Consider the following 16,317-nt stretch of genomic DNA (forward strand, 5'->3'; position numbering starts at 1 on the left):
CCGGCCCGCGGCCGGCATGCCAGAAAGCCGGTGGGTTTTTTGGCGGAGACATGAATTATGCCGGACTATGACGTGCTTTGTATCGGAAATGCCATCGTCGACATCATCGCCCAGTGCGACGAGGCGTTCCTGGAGACCAACGGCATCATCAAGGGCGCAATGAATTTGATCGACACGCGGCGCGCCGAACTGCTCTACAGCCGCATGGGCCCGGCCATCGAAGCCTCCGGCGGCAGCGCCGGCAACACGGCGGCGGGCGTCGCCTCCTTCGGCGGCCGCGCCGCCTTCTTCGGCAAAGTCTCCAACGACGCACTCGGCGAAATCTACGCGCATGACATCCATGCCCAGGGCGTCGCCTTCGACACCAGGCCGCTTAACGGCGAACCGCCGACGGCGCGCTCGATGATCTTCGTCACGCCGGACGGCGAGCGCTCGATGAACACCTATCTCGGCGCCTGCGTCGAGCTCGGCCCGGAGGACGTCGAGGCCGACAAGGCGTCGGGCGCCGCGGTCACCTATTTCGAGGGCTATCTGTGGGACCCGCCGCGTGCCAAGGAGGCGATCCGGCAGACGGCGAAGCTCGCCCATGCCGCCGGGCGCGAAGTGTCGATGACATTGTCGGACTCGTTCTGCGTCGACCGCTACCGCGACGAGTTCCTCGATCTCATGCGCTCCGGCACCGTCGACATCGTCTTTGCCAACAGCCACGAGATCAAGTCGCTCTACCAGACCGCGTCATTCGACGAAGCGCTGGCGCGGATCCGCAAGGACTGCAAGATCGCCGCCGTCACCCGCTCGGAAAAGGGCTCGGTGATCGTGCGCGGCGACGAGACCGTGACCATCAATGCGACCAAGATCCGCGAGCTGGTCGACACCACCGGCGCCGGCGACCTCTACGCCGCCGGCTTCCTCTACGGCTACACGCAAGGCCGCAGCCTGAAGCAGTGCGGCGATCTCGGCTCGCTAGCGGCCGGGCTGGTCATCCAGCAGATCGGCCCAAGGCCAAGGCAGAATCTGCGCCGAGAGGCCGAGCAGGCGGTATTGCTGTAGGTGGGGAGCCAAGAACCAGCTGCCCACCCTTCTTAATCCAGCCCGAGCCTTTTCTTCAGTTCCGCATTCTCCTTGCGGAGACGATCGGCAAGCAGGCTCTTTAGCCGCTTGTTTTCTTCCTCGAGCGCGACGAGATCCTTCAGCCCGTCACTGTCCGCCGCCGGCGCCGCCGCCTTCTTCCAAAGATAATATGTCTGTTCCGAGATGCCGGCTTGCTTCACCGCACTCTTGAGAGTAGCGCCGCCGGCGATCGAGGTCTCGATCTGCGCCAGCTTCTGGGCACGATCCTTCGCGGAGTAGCTCTTTCGGCCTGTTCGCGCTGACGGCGGTGCTTCAGTGGCCGCGGATATCGGCTTGGCGCCGTTCTTGCGGGCAGGCGAGCTCGCCTCAGCTTCTGGCTTCCTCGACCGCCGCGCTCTCGCCTTCGGTTTTGGCGTTTCCGTTTTGTCTGCCGGTTCGCTAACTACTGCTGACTCGGTTTCCAGAGGATTGGCCATGAAATGCTCCACTCGCGGTTCGTGCAAAGGTTCAGCATCAAGGACCACTACAGTAGAGTCAACAAGCTGACGATTTAACGGCTCGACTTCCTTTGTTGTCTCGGCCATCGCCGCGGCGATGTCGAAATTGCCCCAGATGGAACGTGCGGATTTTTGATGATTGCGCTTTTGTTTGACTTCCACGGTGAATGGTCGCGTCTGCCGCCTCATAGTTCCTTCCTGAATAGGAGAATGAAGTCGCCGCTCGAATTTTTGGCGCTTCCTGCTTAGCGCGGAGCATTATCGTATAGCCGCTCAACGGGCAAGTGATGCCGGTTCGATGGCTGACCCATCTGGGGGATTTGAGCGGCTTCGCGCGTCCTGCGCATGCCTGTAAGGCCGGCAAGTTTTCTGGGTTAGCAGGCGCGCACTGTGGCAGCTTGGCTTGTACGGCGAGGCCATGGTTGAGTGAGGCGAAACAAATCCAGCCCCGCGGTCAATCCCGAGGCTTCCAACAATGGCGAAGAGAACATCTTCACTCGTTCCTTTTGAGCACAAGACCTTCCGTTCGCTATGGTCGGCTGCACTCATTTCGAACCTTGGCACCCTAGTGGAAGGTGCGGCGGCAGCTTGGCTGATGACGAGCATCGCCACCTCCCATGGAATGGTGGCGCTCGTCCAGTCATCGACCACCCTCCCCTACATGATCTTCTCGCTCGCGGCGGGAGCGCTCGCGGACAAGTTTGACCGTCGCCGGATCATGTTGACTGCGCAACTGCTGATGGTCTGCGTATCCGCCTTCCTGGCGTTCCTGACCTATGCGGGGAACGACACCCTGGACCCTTCTGGGTCTCACCTTCCTAATCGGCTGTGGTTCGGCATTGCACGATCCCTCTTGGCAAGCCTCCATGGGAGATATCCTGCCTCGCGAACACCTGCCAAGCGGGGTTGCGCTCAACGGCATGAGCTACAATCTCATGCGCAGCATCGGGCCGGCGATTGGCGGCATAATCGTGGCCACAGCCGGTGCGGCCTTCGCGTTCCTCTTCAACGTCCTTTGCTACTTCGCTCTGAGCTGCGCTGTTGCGATGGAAAGCCGAACGGGCACGACAAGCGCTGCCGCGGGAGGCTTTCGGCAGTGCGATGGCGGCGGGCTTCCGTTACGTGCTCTTGTCGCCGAACCTTCTCAAGGTGATGTGCCGGAGTTTCATTTTCGGCCTCACCGCCGTTGTCATTTTGGCTCTCCTGCCGTTGGTCGCTCGCGAACAGATCAAAGGGACCGCAGTCACCTACGGCGTGATGCTCGGCTTCTTCGGCCTGGGAGCGATTTGCGGCGCGCTCCTCATCGGGCGGGTCCGAGAAGTTCTCTCCAACGAATGGGTCATTCGCGGTGCGTTCTTTGTATTGGCGATCAGCTGCTTCTTTCGGGCATGGAGCGAGCACGTTGGGCTGAGCTGTCTCAACCTCATGCCAGCCGGTGCGGCCTGGATTCAATCATTCTCGCTGTTTAACGTCACAGTGCAGCTTTCGGCGCCGCGGTGGGTGGTTGGACGCGCCCTCTCTCTATCAGACGGCCACATACGGCGGCATGGCGGCGGGAAGCTGGCTTTGGGGCGAACTGGCGGATGTCCAAGGTGTTTCGGGAGCCTTGCTCGTCCGCCAGCTGGTTCTTGTGATTGGGGGACTGATGGGCATCCTTCTGCCTCAGCCGGATTTTGAAACGCTCAATCTGGATCCGACCAACAAGTTCAGCGAACCGACGCTGCAACTTGACCTGCGGCCACGAAGCGGTCCGATCATGGTGATGGTCGACTATCGTGTCGATCAGAGAGATCCAGACTCGCCCACAATAATTATCTGAATTTCAGCAGTAATTTTTGATCGCCCATTCGTGCTGTGTACCAGCCCTGTGTCTTGCGCAAGTGGTCACGAACGGCTGCCGGAGCCTCGAAGACGCCCTAAAAACACATGCTGCGATTTTTGAACACGCTTGACGTGTTAGATTAATTCATCCACAATGCGTGTGTTGAACACGCGAGGTGAGTTATGAACATGAGAGAGCTTAGGGTTCGACTGGGCATGACTCAAAAAGATTTGGCAGAGCAGATGGCAACGACGCAACAGACTGTGGCCCGTTGGGAAACAGGCAAAACGCAGTTGAACGTCGAGCAGATCAAGGACCTTTGTCTCACGTTGAAATGCACGGTCGAGGAGCTGTTGGGCTGGAAGATTGATGTCGAGGAGTGGCGCACGAGCCCGTTTGCAATTGCCGATGCCGAAACGCGATACGGCACGCTCAGAATCAAGACGACTGTTGGCAGCCGCCAATATCCTATCGATGAAAAGGCGCGTGAATCGATTTTACGTCAGTTGAAGGAACTTCATAATCTTCGTAGAAATAACACAAGCAGGCCATGGCTGTATTGTTGGAGCCTTGACAACAAAATACTCTTGATAAATCCGCAATATGTCCGCACCATTGAGCTTATCGGTGACGATGTAGAGGAGATGCCAGAGTATTATCATCCAGAAATCTATCGGGCTTTGGATGACTGGGATAAGGGTGAGGTTTCAGGAAAGCTGAAGAAAGAATGCGATGCCATCATCGCAGAGATGGGTGATCAGGAAGCCGTGCGCATGGCCTCCTATGTTCGCGTCACATATGACGACGGAGAAGATGAGTGGAACTTCTTGGATGAAGAAACCGCTACGACTTTCTTCGGATTGGAAGCTGCGACCTTCGACGTTCCCCAGTGTAGTTTCGCCGAAGTGGAGGAAGAAGGTTACTACCGAGCGCGATACGCCAACCTTGATCGCGTCGCGGTGATGGAGGTTCCAAGCGACCGTTATCACAGATTGACCGCGCCCGAGGAAGCTTAGAACCATCCACGAAGGGCGCATGTTACATCTCGACCTTGCGTGGTGCGTTTTCAGTACGAGATGACGTTAAGCGTAGGTAGTGGCAGGTAAGAGTGCTCGACCAGAAGCTCAACTGCCTCCTCAATATCGCTGCCGATGTGCGGCAGGACACGTCCACGGGAGCGTGGATAGGCGTGAAGTTCCTGCACTCCACGGTCCGCTCTCCCATCGCCGGTGTGTGCCCGACGCCATCTTGTGGACGAGCTTGGCCGCCTGCACCCGGTTGTATTCCGGCTTGCGGTCCGCCTGGGCGGTCCGCCGCGATGGCTATCTCCATGTCAATCGGCGCCGAACTTTGACTGCCCGCTGCTTTCGATGAATTTGGCGAGGTCCCGCGCATAATCACTCTTGGTCTTCTCCTTGAGGCCCTGTGTCGCGAACTTGTGGTCCAGCAGGGCAAACAGGTCCAAGTCCCCTTCCGCCTGTGGCGCTGGCTTGCCCTCACCGCCCTCGGCTTCCCAATTGGGGACCGCTTCTGCGCGCTGCACCGTGGCGATTGTCCGCCCAAGACGCATCACAAGATCGAACGCCAAACCGTGCGCGTGCACGACGATTTGCCGCTCAGGCCTCATTTGGACAGGACTTGAGCTGGCCCGGTGGTTTGAGCCGGGTTACCTTGAGCCGGTGGGCTGCGAACAAGCAGTTCGAGGCATTGGCCTCGATCACTTCGCAACACGCCGCGGCGCCTGGCCTCGGTGTGCTCCCCCCGAAATCGTTGTGTCATATCACCGAGGGCATCACGGCCAACAGCTTCCACATGGGCAACAGCCTCGCCATTGAGCCGAATGTGGTCGCGAGCAGATCACCAACGAAGCGGTCGGAACCTCGGAGCCGAAGTTCGACGCCGAGGTGGTTCGCATGATGCGCTAAGCAGCACCACGGCGCTTGCCGGTATGTTTGCTGCCGGCAGCCGACGAACTCCTATCCTCCTGGACAAGGGCGCCGTGCGTCATTGCTTTGATTTACCGGCCGCTCAAGGCTTCCACAGTTTTCGCTTTCGAGGCGACCTTTGGAACATGCCAACGGAAATTTAACATAACGACATAAACATTTCTTTATGCGGCGTTGACAAAGAAGCGAACTGCTGTAATTGTCTCCCGCGTCGTGGTTCTCCGTACGGCGCTGCCGCAGCGGAGCTAAGAGGGAAGCCGGTGCGATGCCGGCGCTGCCCCCGCAACTGTTAGCGGCGAGCCAACCCCACTGATGTCACTGAGGCGAATAGCCTTGGGAAGACGGGTAGAGGCTATGACCCCGCGAGCCAGGAGACCTGCCACGGCGAATTACGTCCACGGGCGGGGTGTCTCGGTGGCCGCTGCAGCCTGGCGTTCGTGCCGGCCTGCTAGCGCCTTCCTTGTCACCGACGCCCCAACCATCGGGGTCTGGCATGACTGTCTCTCAGCAAATTCCTGTAGCAACGCTCGGCGTGCCCCGCTTCGGTCGTCGGCGAGAACTGAAATTCGCGCTTGAAAGCTACTGGTCCGGAAAATCGTCCGCTGCCGACCTTCTCACGACCGCGAAGGCGCTCCGTGCCGCTAGCTGGGAGGAGCAGCACGATCGCGGCGTGTCGAAAATCCCGTCGAACGACTTCTCGCTCTACGACCATGTGCTCGACACCGCAGCCATGGTCGGCGCCGTTCCATCCCGTTACGGCTGGAATAGCGGCGAGGTTCCACTTGACATCTACTTCGCAATGGCGCGGGGCAACCAGGGTCAGACGGAGGATTGTCGACACGCTGGTCACCAGCAGGCGGCTCATCGGTCTGATGTAACCGCGATGGAAATGACCAAGTGGTTTGACACCAACTATCACTACATTGTGCCGGAACTCAACGATGATCAGACGTTCGCCCTCTCGTCGACGAAACCGGTCGATTACTTCATCGAGGCTAAAGCTCTCGGCGTTCACACACGCCCAGTCATCCTTGGACCGATCACCTTCCTCAAGCTGGCGAAATCGCCTGCCGAAGGATTCGATCCCATCGCGCTCCTGCCGCGGCTGCTGCCCGTCTACGAGCAACTCCTGCAGAGGCTGAAGCTGTCTGGAGCCGACTGGGTGCAGATCGATGAGCCAGCGCTTGTCCTCGATCTGAACCCGAACGAACGAGCTGCGTTCGAATTCGCCTATGGCCAGCTGTCGAAAGCCGCGCCCGAGCTGAAGATCATGCTGGCTACCTATTTCGGGCCGCTGGGAGACAATCTCGAAACCGCGGTTTCTCTGCCCCTGGCCGGGCTGCATATTGATCTCGTGCGCGCTCCCGAGCAGCTGGAAACGGTGGGTCGGCTCGCACCGAAGGATCTGGTGCTCTCGCTTGGCTTGATCGATGGCCGCAACGTCTGGCGTGCGAACCTGCCCGCCATTCTCGACCGCATCAAACCGATCGTCGCCGGCTGGCCCTTGGACCGCGTCGAGATCGCGCCTTCTTGCTCGATGCTGCATGTGCCGATCGACCTCCGCATGGAGACGGAACTCGACGCGGACATCAGGTCGTGGCTCGCCTTCGCGGCCCAGAAGACCGACGAGTTGGTGTTGCTTGCCCGGGCCCTGTCCCAAGGCAGGGATGCGGTGGCAGGCGCGTTGAAAGCGTCTGCCGAGGCCGCCGCCACTCGCGTGACATCCACGAAGATCCATGACCCGCTGGTTGAGGGGCGGATCGCCAGCATTGACGACAGCATGAAGCGACGAGAGAGCGCTTTTGCCGAGCGCTCCAGAGTCCAGGCCGGCACGCTCGGGCTGCCGCCGTTCCCGACGACGACCATCGGGTCCTTCCCGCAGACGCCGCAGGTACGCAGGGCGCGGGCCGCTCATGCGAAGGGCCAGCTGAGCTATGTCGACTACGAGACCTTCCTGAAGAAGGAGATCGAGGCTGCAATTCGCTGGCAGGAAGAGATCGGGCTGGATGTGCTGGTGCACGGTGAGTTCGAACGAAACGACATGGTACAGCATTTCGGCGAGCAGCTGTCCGGCTTCGCCTTCACCCAGCATGCCTGGGTGCAGAGCTATGGGTCGCGTTACGTGCGCCCCCCCATCATCTTCGGCGACGTATCGAGGCCCAAGCCGATGACGCTGCGCTGGTGGCAATTCGCCCAGTCGCTTACGGAAAACCCTGTGAAGGGAATGCTCACAGGCCCGGTGACCATTCTCAACTGGTCTTTTGTTCGCGACGACGTACCCCGCTCCGAAGCATGCCGCCAGATCGCGCTCGCCATCCGCGACGAGGTGACGGATCTCGAATGGTCCGGCGCAAGGATGATCCAGATCGATGAGGCCGCGTTTCGCGAAGGATTGCCACTGCGCCAGTCTGACTGGAACGACTATCTCGACTGGGCTGTCGAATGCTTCCGGATCGCTTCAACGGGTGTAAAGGACGCGACTCAAATCCATACCCACATGTGCTACTCGGAGTTCAACGAGATCATCGACGCGATCGCTGAAATGGATGCGGATGTCATTTCGATTGAGACATCGCGCTCGAAGATGGAACTGCTGGACGCCTTCACGAGCTCCAAATATCCGAACGAAATCGGTCCCGGAGTCTACGACATTCACTCACCACGCGTCCCGGAAGTCGGCGAGATTTCGGATCTCGTCATGCTTGCCCGCGAGCGACTGTCGGATTCCCAACTGTGGGTAAACCCGGACTGTGGCCTCAAAACACGCAAATGGGAGGAGGTCCGCCCTGCCCTGATGAACATGGTCGATGCAGCACGTGCGCTCCGGTAGAAAGTGTAGGCCGGAGGGTTTCCTGGTTGCTCACCATGTGGTGAGTGACCGGCTGCCGCATGTCGGCCGTGAATGTGCCAAAACGCGATCACATCTTTTGAAATAAGTCACTCGAGCGAAATGTGCACTTTCCTTCGGCACGTGTATTAATCGCGCAGGAGTACCGTTTTCTCCCTGTGACGTGTCGAGTTCGATTCTCGGCTCGGTTCATCGAAATGCGCGGGTACATACATGACAGGTTCCTTCACTGGCCGCCGGGTTCGCTGTTCACCGGTTGACATCCGATGGCAAGCGTTCCAACGCGGCGGCGATCTGGCGCTTCGCTGCTGAGGGCAGAGGCAGGATGGGACGCGGGGGGTCGGCACGGCAAATGTCGAGTAATTCGGCAAGTGCATAGACGACGCGAAGGCTCGAGAACTCCTTGAAGAGGCTCCAGAGCGGCGCAAGCGTGGCATCGATCCGTCGCGCTTCGGCCGCATCGCCCTGTTGCGCCGCCGTGACGATCTTCACGCAGACCTCGGGCAGGATGCCGGCGAGGACGCTGTACCATGTGTCGGCGCCGGCGATTATGGCCTCTGCAGCGTTCCAGTCGCCGCTGTAGCCGATCGAGAACCCTTCCGGCACAGTGCGCCTCTGGTCGGCCAGATGGCTCTTGATCGCATCGCCCTTGTCTGTCGGATTCTTGATAGCGACAATCCCACCCACCTTTGCCAGGCGGCTGACGAGTGCTGGGGTGAAATGGAAATGCGTCGTTCCTGGATTGTCGTAGACGACGATCGGCAGGCCGCTCTCGCACGCCACCGTCGAGAAATGTTCGAACACCTCGTCATCAGTGAGCGGGGTGTAAGAGGCGGCGGCAAGCAACCCCGCGGCAGCCCCAAGGGCCTTAGCGTCCTGCGCGAGCCTCACTGCTTCGTCGGTGCGCAGCGCGCCCACACCCACCACGACCGGCATTTGTCCTCCGGTTTCGTCCAAGGTCTCGGCGAGCGTCCGTCGCCGTTCCTCGCGCGACAGATACATGTAGGTGCCGGTGCTGCCGAGAAGACCGATGGAGTCGACCTGAGCGGCGCCAAGCCGAGCAATCAGCTTGCGCAGAGCAACGGTATCGACGCGGCCGTCCCGATCGGTCGGCGTGATGGGAAACGCGGAAAGGCCGCTCAGGAATGCCATGGCAAGGCTCCGGGTTTGTACGTGAGCGCAGGACTGGCCGGACGACAGGTCATCACAAGGCGTCCAGAGCCCGCCGCAGGTCGGCGATTAGGTCATCGACGTCTTCAAGACCCACCGAGAGACGCATGAGGTCCTCGCCGACTCCATCGGCCAGATGCGCATCCTTGCGGATCGGCTGACGAGCACGGGTCAGGCTTGCCGGATGATAGATGAGGCTGTCGGCATCGCCGAGGCTGACAGCCCGGGTGATCAGGTTGAGCCGGTCCATCATCCGCCGCGCGCCCTCGAACCCAGCGTGGAGGCCAAAGGCCAACATGCCCGACCCTTGGGACATCTGCTTTCGCGCCGTCACCTGATCAGGGTGCGAGTCGAGGAAGGGATAACTCACCCATGCCACCGCCGGGTGCGCCTCGAGCGCCTGAGCCACCGCAAGGGCCGTGGCGCTGTGCCGTTCCATGCGCAGCGTGAGCGTCTTCAGACCGCGCAGGATCAGGAAGGCTGACATGGGCGAGAGCGCTGCGCCGGTGATGTAGCGCAGGCCCGTCTCGTGCAGCGTGCGGAGCGTTTGCGCGTCGCCGAGAATCGCCCCGCCAAGGGCATCGCCATGCCCATTGATGTATTTGGTCAGGGAGTGGAGCACGAGGTCGGCCCCATGTTCGAGCGGCCGCTGGAGCGCGGGCGAGGCGAAGGTGCTGTCGACCGCAACCTTTACACCGCGCGCGTGGGCGCGCTCGGCAATGGCAGCGAGATCAAGGATGCGGCTCAGCGGATTCACCGGCGTCTCGAAAAAAACAAGCCGGGTCCGCTCGGTGATCGCGGCATCGAGATTTTGAGGATCGGACAGGTCGACCGCGACGACCTTGATGCCGAAGCGGGGGACCGCCTGTTCGACCATGGCAAGCGTGTTCGCATAAAGCGTCTTGTGGACGATGAGTTCATCGCCTTGGGACAGGAGCGACAGGATTAGTGTGCCGAAAGCCGCCATCCCCGAGGCAACGACCAAACCTGCCTCGGCTCCTTCCAGATTGGCGAGCCGTTGCTCGAGGATCTCCGTCGTCGGATTGTATTCGCGCGCATAGAGCCTTCCGCCAAGGGCGGCGGCGGCCTCGTTCGCTGCCACGCTTTCGAATCCATAGGTCGAGGTCAAGAAGACTGGCGGCTGAACGGCATCGGAAAAGCGGGCCGGATCGTAGCCATGATGGATCGCCCGAGTGGCGAATCCGGGACCGGTGTCGTTGGGCGACCGCGTGAGAGCATCGGTTTCCGATTGATAGGAGCGGGTCATTCGGCCTCTAAGATCTTGCTTGGGTTTCCGAAAGATTGACGGCAAACTGGCCAATGTGAAATATCCAGTTGGCGATGAATGAAATGGTCCAGTCTTCAAGTGCCGGTTCTGCAGGTCGCTCGCACGCGATGGGTGCACGCCAGATCTACGAGGCTCTTCGCGAGCAAATCCTCGGCGGCGTCTATGAAACCGGTAGTCAGCTGCCGTCCTCCCGCGGCCTGGCAAATGACCTTGGGGTTTCGCGAACCACGGTGACGGTCGCCTATGACCAACTGACCGCGGAAGGTTTCATCGACGTCCGTCAAGGCGCACGACCTCGCGTTGCATCCTCGCTGATCGCTCCTGAGACGAGCCGCACTGTCGCGAAACGAGTCGGCCCGGTTCATCTGTCCGCCTATGGCGAACGACTGCGCGTTACGCCGCCCTGGCCGGATTATCTGCCGACTGGGCTGAAGGTCGATTTCCGCTATGGCGACCTGGCGCCGTCAGACTTCCCCGCATTGGTCTGGAAACGTGCGATGAACGAGGCGATGGGGCAGCGCCCGTTGCGTCTTGCCTATGACGACCCTCGCGGCTCGCGCCGGCTGCGCCAGGCGCTCCAGGGCTATCTCTGGCGCGCCCGAACGCTGAGCTGCGACCTCGAGCAGATCATCATCATCAACGGTTCGCAGCAGGGCCTCGATCTGTGCGCTCGCCTGCTTCTCGATCGTGCCGACCGCTTCGTCATCGAGGACCCGTGCTACAGGATGGCGCGTCAGGTCTTTGCCAGTACGGGTGCCTTGCCCATCCCCGTCACCGTCGACGAGGACGGGATGAAGACGGAGTTGCTGGCGGGGATCGGGGCGCGACTGGCCTATGTCACGCCATCGCATCAGTTTCCGCTGGGCGGCGTCATGCCGATCACGCGCCGCCACCAGCTTCTGGAATGGGCGCGGCACAACAATGCCTACGTGATCGAGGACGACTACGACAGCGAATATCGCTACGACATCAATCCGGTCCCTCCGCTGCACAGTCTCGAGGACCACGGGGCTGTCATCTACCTCGGCACGATCTCCAAAACGCTCTCGCCGATGCTGCGTATCGGCTACCTCGTCGTCCCGCCGGAATTGCAGGAGGTCTTCGCAACCGCCAAACAATTCGCGGACCGGCATTCGCCGGTGGCTGAACAGGAGGCTCTGGCCTCTTTGATCGAGAGTGGCGGCTACGAAAGCCATGTGCGGCGCGTGCGCAGGCTGAACGGCGAGCGTCGGGGGACGTTGCTGGGCGCCTTGCGGCGCAGCTTCGGAGATCGCATCGCTGTCCAGGGAGCAGAGGCCGGTCTGCACGTCGTCATTTGGTTCGACGAACTGCCGCGATCGCGGGAAACGACCCTGGTCGAAGCCGCCCGAGGCGCGGGCCTGGGGCTACACCTGATCTCGCCCCTTTACGAGCGGCAGTCGGACGAAGGCCACATCGATCGCATGGGGCTTGTCATGGGCTATGCCGCCTTGAGCATTCGGCAGATCGAGAAGGGCGTTGAGATCCTGCGAGCGGTTGTCAAGCAGGTGCAAGACGCGTTGCCGGGACACAGTGGCTAAAACGGCGGGGACGTGGCGTGCTGGCGAGGAAACCGACGCTTGGGCTGAACCGCATTTCGTTGCAAAGCCAACTGGACTGGGAAAACGCTATGCAACTGGTGCTGTTGATCAGGCCAGTTTGCGCGCAGGATTTTCGTGCGAGACGAATTTTAGCGATGCATGACCTGGCAAGGAAAGCTGCTTCACATCCATATCGCGCCCGCTGCCTCCTATGCAATGGAGGAACTGGCGGAGGCGCAGCTTGTTGCCGGCAGAGGCGGGCTCGAGCACCCGCAAGAGATAATCGACGATCTCTACCAGGCCTTGTCCACGGCCGAATGATGGAATTATGCGGCGCATGGTGCGGCATGCACCATGCCGATGCCAGAAGATCTGGACGATCGACAAGCACCTTTCTTCAAACATTTCCCGAACGACCCCCAGCGCAAAGCCTCCCCATGAGAAAAGAGCATCCCATGTCTTTCACGCCATTGGTTGCCCCCGAGATCAAGGCCCGCTACCCGGATTTTCATCTGATCAGCATTGTGGTGCGGAACGCTGAAATCGACGTGCCGGATGCACAGGCGTTGAACGACACGATTGCGGCGGCGGAACAGGCGGCGCTTCGCGATGACGCCCAAAGGGACGCGCATCTTGCGGCGTGGGCCGTTGCCTACGAGGCTTTCGGCACAAAGGCCAATCGAACGCCGTGCTCGGCCGCCGCGCTTCTCAAGCGGGTGCGGAAAGATGGCTCTCTCCCGCGGATTTCCCCACTGGTTGATGTCTACAATGCCGTCAGCGTGTTGTATGGCGTTCCGATTGGCGGGGAAGATCTCGATCTCTACCAGGGGGTCCCGAGACTTTTAATTGCGAAGGGAGCGGAGCCATTCGACACGATCCAGCAAGGTGAAATGGTAACCGAGCATCCCGAACCGGGCGAAGTCATCTGGTGCGATGATGCCGGTGTCACGTGCCGCCGCTGGAACTGGCGGCAGGGGCGGCGCACCATGGTCACGGTCGATACCCGCGCCATGTGGCTCGTGCTGGAAGCCCTCGGCCCAATGTCAGCTAAACAGATGACGGCCACCGGAGAGCATCTGATGGGACTTATCCAAGCGTTGTGCCCGGGTGCGCGAATCGAAACAGCGCGGATCGACGAGTCCACTACATCTCGTGTCCCTTAGGGCATGGCCCCACCTTCCGGAAAAACACCCCACCAGCCCTGTCCGGATCTGGCGCTCCTTGCTCGCTCCGCTGGCCTACACAGTTGATTGCGAACGACCCAGAACGGCTCTCGAAAACGAGCGTCGAACGAAATCAGATCACCGTTTGTTCTCCCTTAGCGTTTCGCGAAGTCCGGGATCGCACGAAGCTCTCTCAGGAGGCATTCTCCGTGAGGTATGGCCTCGATCTGGCAACGCTTCGAAACTGGGAGCAAGGTCGCTCGAAACCGGATGCAGCGGCGAATACTCTCCTTTGGACCATCGCCCGGAATCCGGAAGCAGTCGAAGAATCGCTGGACATGGAGGACGGAGTGGCTGCCCCTTCGCCCTAAGGGGGCCGATCACTTCGGCGCGCGGCAATTCGGCCGCCAGCGCGATGGCCGGCCGCCGCGCGGTATCGCCAGCGCGCGAGCCTCATGCGTCAGACGCCTTCCTTGGCATGTCGCACGCCAGATCCCAAACATGATTCCATCAGAACGAGCTGGTGACGGAAGCAGTGTCTGCACTTTGGAAACGAGCCATTTGCGTTCTCATGGACGTCGCGACTCGTCTCGTCCAGTAAAAGTCGCAATCATTGTCAATTGCGATGTTCCGCAGTCAGCTGGCCGTTTATTTTCCTAAGATCTGCGTTACAGGCCGGGGCGTTGTCGCCGTTTCGGCGGGTAAAATGGGATAGGCGAGCTCGGGTGCCTTTCCGGTCAGCGAGTTGAGGAAGGCAACAAGCAGGTCGACTTCTTCGTCCGCCAGTACCACGCCAAGCTGGGTGGTTCCCATGATGGCAACGGCCTGTTTCAGATCCCAAACCTTGCCCGAATGAAAGTATGGCGCGGTGAGTGCAACGTTGCGCAGCGGCGCCACGCGGAAAACATAGGAATCGTCGGCAGTATTGGTGACCGCAAATCGGCCCTTGTCTTTTTCCGGCAGGACCTCGGCGCTGGGCTGTTCCACGAGGCCGAATGGGTAATAGGCTTGCCCACCAACGTTGATACCGCCATGGCAGGACGAGCAGCCTTTGTCCATGAAAAGCGCCAGGCCCTGTTTCTGTTCGGAAGTCATGGCGGCGTCATCGCCATTCAGGAAACTGTCGAAGGGGGCCGGCGTGACCAGTGTCGCCTCGAAGGCTTCGATTGCCTTGGCGAGGTTGTCGAAGGTGACCCGATCGGCTTCAGCCGGAAAAGCTGCATCGAACCACTCGACATATTGCGGCATGGACTTGAGCGTGGTGATGACTTGGCCCGGTGTATTGGCCATTTCGATCCCGGCTTGGACCGGTCCCTTCGCCTGAGCCTTCAGGTCTTCGGCACGACCATCCCAGAACTGGGCGATGTTGAAGACAGCGTTCAGTACAGTCGGCGCGTTGCGCTGTCCCTTCTGCCAACCATGGCCGATCGAGGTTTCGTGATTGTCGTCGCCGCCGGTGGCCAGGTTGTGGCACGAGTTGCACGACAAGACGCCTGACGCAGAGACGCGTGGATCGAAGAACAGTGCCTTGCCGAGAGCGATCTTTTCCGGGGTGATCGGGTTGTTGGCGACTGCCGGCGTGGTGGGTGGCAAAGCCTTGAAAGTGGCCATTGCCGTTTCTCTGAGGTCTGCGGGGATCGAATCCGCAGCAAAGGCGGTGGCCGTCAGCAAGGGGACAGCCATCGTACTGAATAGGATTTTCATAAATGATCTCGCTGCGTCGTGCACGCAGCCACTCTGGGATATGCGGCTCATGAACGCCCTGCGCTAGATCAGTTGCGGGAGAGGACCGGGGGTCTGACACCTGTTTTTGCGGCAGAGCTTGGACCGTCCCGGAATTGAACGCTCTTCTCGATTGGATTTTGGGAGGCGGAGGATCGCTGCTCGGCAAGCGGCGGCGCCGGAGCCGTGCTCCGGTGCGCCTTCAACTATGAAGAAATCGGGGCCACCGTGTCGGATTCGGTTTGGGGCCGGTTATCTGTTCCGCAGCAGGTCCTGCTCGACTTCCGCCTGCCTTCGCCAGATCGACCTTGGCCCAAATCGATCCGCGATAGTGTCTTGTAGCACCTTTGCGGGACGATCTTATTTCGACTGTAGAGGGCCGTTTGGGGTGAGCAGAATTACACGAATTTCAGAGGCGCCCGAGTAGCTGTTTTAATTGGCTTGTAGGCCTCCATAGAGCGAATATTGGCAGACGACGGAGCACAATTTTGGCTTCGTTTATCATCTTGCTTCGATGGGACAACTGCTTTGCAATCATTACACGGTAATTTACCATCATGAATTTGAGAACCAAGTCCCACGCAGTGATTTTCACACCGGAGGCGTTGCAATGCTATCGCGAGAAGCTGATTTACAAATACAACAATCTACGCTCCAGATGCCGGCGAAATCTCGACACAATAACCTCGTCGGCGTACCCGCTCCAGCCTCACACACGACTGCGGCGCCTATACTTGCGCTTTTCCACTGCCCGACATGCAGGCAGCGAGCCATTGCATCGCCGAGGTTGCATCTTCCAATATGGCGACCTGTTTCGCAAAGCGGAAAACAGCCTTGCGCGCTGCGCTCGCAGGTTTTCGTCCGTTGTATGCATCAAAGCACGCCCTGAGGGCGGCTTCGTAGATCCGGTCTCTGCGATCTTCTGGCCATTCGTTGAGAAAATCGATAGCATCCGCAGGACTGGCAATCTCTTGCACGATGTGCGCTGCCCGCCTTACGAAAAGTGGGCTGCTGAAAGTCCCTGAGCTCATTCGTTCCTGCCGACCTGCTGAACCGCTAGTTTGCGTGAACAGGCGCCTCCTCTACACCCGCCCACCATTGCGGAATGTGTTGTCACAGCGATAGCGGTTCAATAGCAAAGCAGCGGCGTGATGTCCTCGGTTTACCAGCGGGCCAAACCCTAATATCCTGCTGCGAGAGCGGCTCACCGGATGAATCTACATCGTTTCGA

General features: G+C 60.0%; 11 protein-coding genes, 2 pseudogenes and 1 riboswitch. Of the genes and pseudogenes, 7 read left to right on the forward strand and 6 right to left on the reverse strand.

What is annotated here, in order from left to right; genetic code table 11:
- The first annotated feature begins 57 nt into the window (after nt 1-57).
- A complete protein-coding gene (locus tag NKH23_RS27855; protein WP_353035824.1) occupies nt 58-1,050 on the forward strand; it encodes an adenosine kinase in 993 nt (330 codons plus the stop codon).
- Nucleotides 1,051-1,082: 32 nt separating this feature from the next.
- Here NKH23_RS27855 and NKH23_RS27860 read toward each other — a convergent pair whose 3' ends face one another.
- Complete coding sequence (locus NKH23_RS27860) at nt 1,083-1,757, reverse strand: transposase (RefSeq protein ID WP_353035826.1); 675 nt, start codon at nt 1,755-1,757, stop codon at nt 1,083-1,085.
- Nucleotides 1,758-2,043: 286 nt separating this feature from the next.
- Here NKH23_RS27860 and NKH23_RS27865 point away from each other — a divergent pair.
- Nucleotides 2,044-3,360: pseudogene (locus tag NKH23_RS27865) on the forward strand (MFS transporter); the annotation flags it as partial.
- Between the two features lie 212 nt (nt 3,361-3,572).
- Nucleotides 3,573-4,406, forward strand: coding sequence for a helix-turn-helix transcriptional regulator (locus NKH23_RS27870; RefSeq protein WP_353035828.1), 834 nt, complete (start codon nt 3,573-3,575; stop codon nt 4,404-4,406).
- Between the two features lie 317 nt (nt 4,407-4,723).
- Here NKH23_RS27870 and NKH23_RS27875 read toward each other — a convergent pair whose 3' ends face one another.
- Nucleotides 4,724-4,978: a hypothetical protein gene (locus NKH23_RS27875; protein WP_353035830.1), complete on the reverse strand. Its 255-nt coding sequence runs from the start codon at nt 4,976-4,978 to the stop codon at nt 4,724-4,726.
- A 555-nt stretch (nt 4,979-5,533) separates the two neighbouring features.
- Nucleotides 5,534-5,734, forward strand: a riboswitch (cobalamin riboswitch).
- Nucleotides 5,735-5,829: 95 nt separating this feature from the next.
- On the opposite strand from NKH23_RS27875, the gene metE reads away from it, so the two are divergent.
- The gene (metE, locus tag NKH23_RS27880) at nt 5,830-8,166 is read left to right on the forward strand and encodes a 5-methyltetrahydropteroyltriglutamate--homocysteine S-methyltransferase (RefSeq protein WP_353035832.1); all 2,337 of its coding nucleotides are present in this window, start codon (nt 5,830-5,832) and stop codon (nt 8,164-8,166) included.
- A gap of 267 nt (nt 8,167-8,433) precedes the next feature.
- Here the strand turns inward: metE and NKH23_RS27885 are convergent, their stop codons facing one another.
- The gene (locus NKH23_RS27885; protein WP_353035834.1) at nt 8,434-9,336 is read right to left on the reverse strand and encodes a dihydrodipicolinate synthase family protein; all 903 of its coding nucleotides are present in this window, start codon (nt 9,334-9,336) and stop codon (nt 8,434-8,436) included.
- Between the two features lie 52 nt (nt 9,337-9,388).
- Nucleotides 9,389-10,621 carry a trans-sulfuration enzyme family protein gene (locus tag NKH23_RS27890; RefSeq protein WP_353035836.1) on the reverse strand — a complete coding sequence of 411 codons (1,233 nt, stop codon included), beginning with the start codon at nt 10,619-10,621 and terminating at the stop codon, nt 9,389-9,391.
- An 83-nt stretch (nt 10,622-10,704) separates the two neighbouring features.
- Here NKH23_RS27890 and pdxR point away from each other — a divergent pair, with 83 nt between their 5' ends.
- The 3 genes and pseudogenes from pdxR to NKH23_RS27905 all read left to right on the forward strand — a co-directional run bounded on the left by pdxR (nt 10,705) and on the right by NKH23_RS27905 (nt 13,364).
- Nucleotides 10,705-12,201 carry a MocR-like pyridoxine biosynthesis transcription factor PdxR gene (gene pdxR, locus NKH23_RS27895; RefSeq protein WP_502912381.1) on the forward strand — a complete coding sequence of 499 codons (1,497 nt, stop codon included), beginning with the start codon at nt 10,705-10,707 and terminating at the stop codon, nt 12,199-12,201.
- 159 nt (nt 12,202-12,360) lie between these two features.
- Nucleotides 12,361-12,459: pseudogene (locus NKH23_RS27900) on the forward strand (MOSC domain-containing protein); the annotation flags it as partial.
- Nucleotides 12,460-12,656: 197 nt separating this feature from the next.
- Nucleotides 12,657-13,364, forward strand: a complete 708-nt coding sequence (locus NKH23_RS27905) for a B3/B4 domain-containing protein (RefSeq protein WP_353035838.1) — start codon at nt 12,657-12,659, stop codon at nt 13,362-13,364.
- Between the two features lie 648 nt (nt 13,365-14,012).
- On the opposite strand, the gene NKH23_RS27910 is transcribed toward NKH23_RS27905, so the two are convergent.
- Nucleotides 14,013-15,068, reverse strand: coding sequence for a cytochrome-c peroxidase (locus tag NKH23_RS27910; protein WP_352493370.1), 1,056 nt, complete (start codon nt 15,066-15,068; stop codon nt 14,013-14,015).
- A gap of 746 nt (nt 15,069-15,814) precedes the next feature.
- Nucleotides 15,815-16,063 carry a DUF982 domain-containing protein gene (locus NKH23_RS27915; protein ID WP_502912382.1) on the reverse strand — a complete coding sequence of 83 codons (249 nt, stop codon included), beginning with the start codon at nt 16,061-16,063 and terminating at the stop codon, nt 15,815-15,817.
- Nucleotides 16,064-16,317 lie beyond the last annotated feature (254 nt).

Source organism: Mesorhizobium sp. M1328 (assembly GCF_040318075.1).
In the GTDB taxonomy this organism is placed as follows: domain Bacteria; phylum Pseudomonadota; class Alphaproteobacteria; order Rhizobiales; family Rhizobiaceae; genus Mesorhizobium.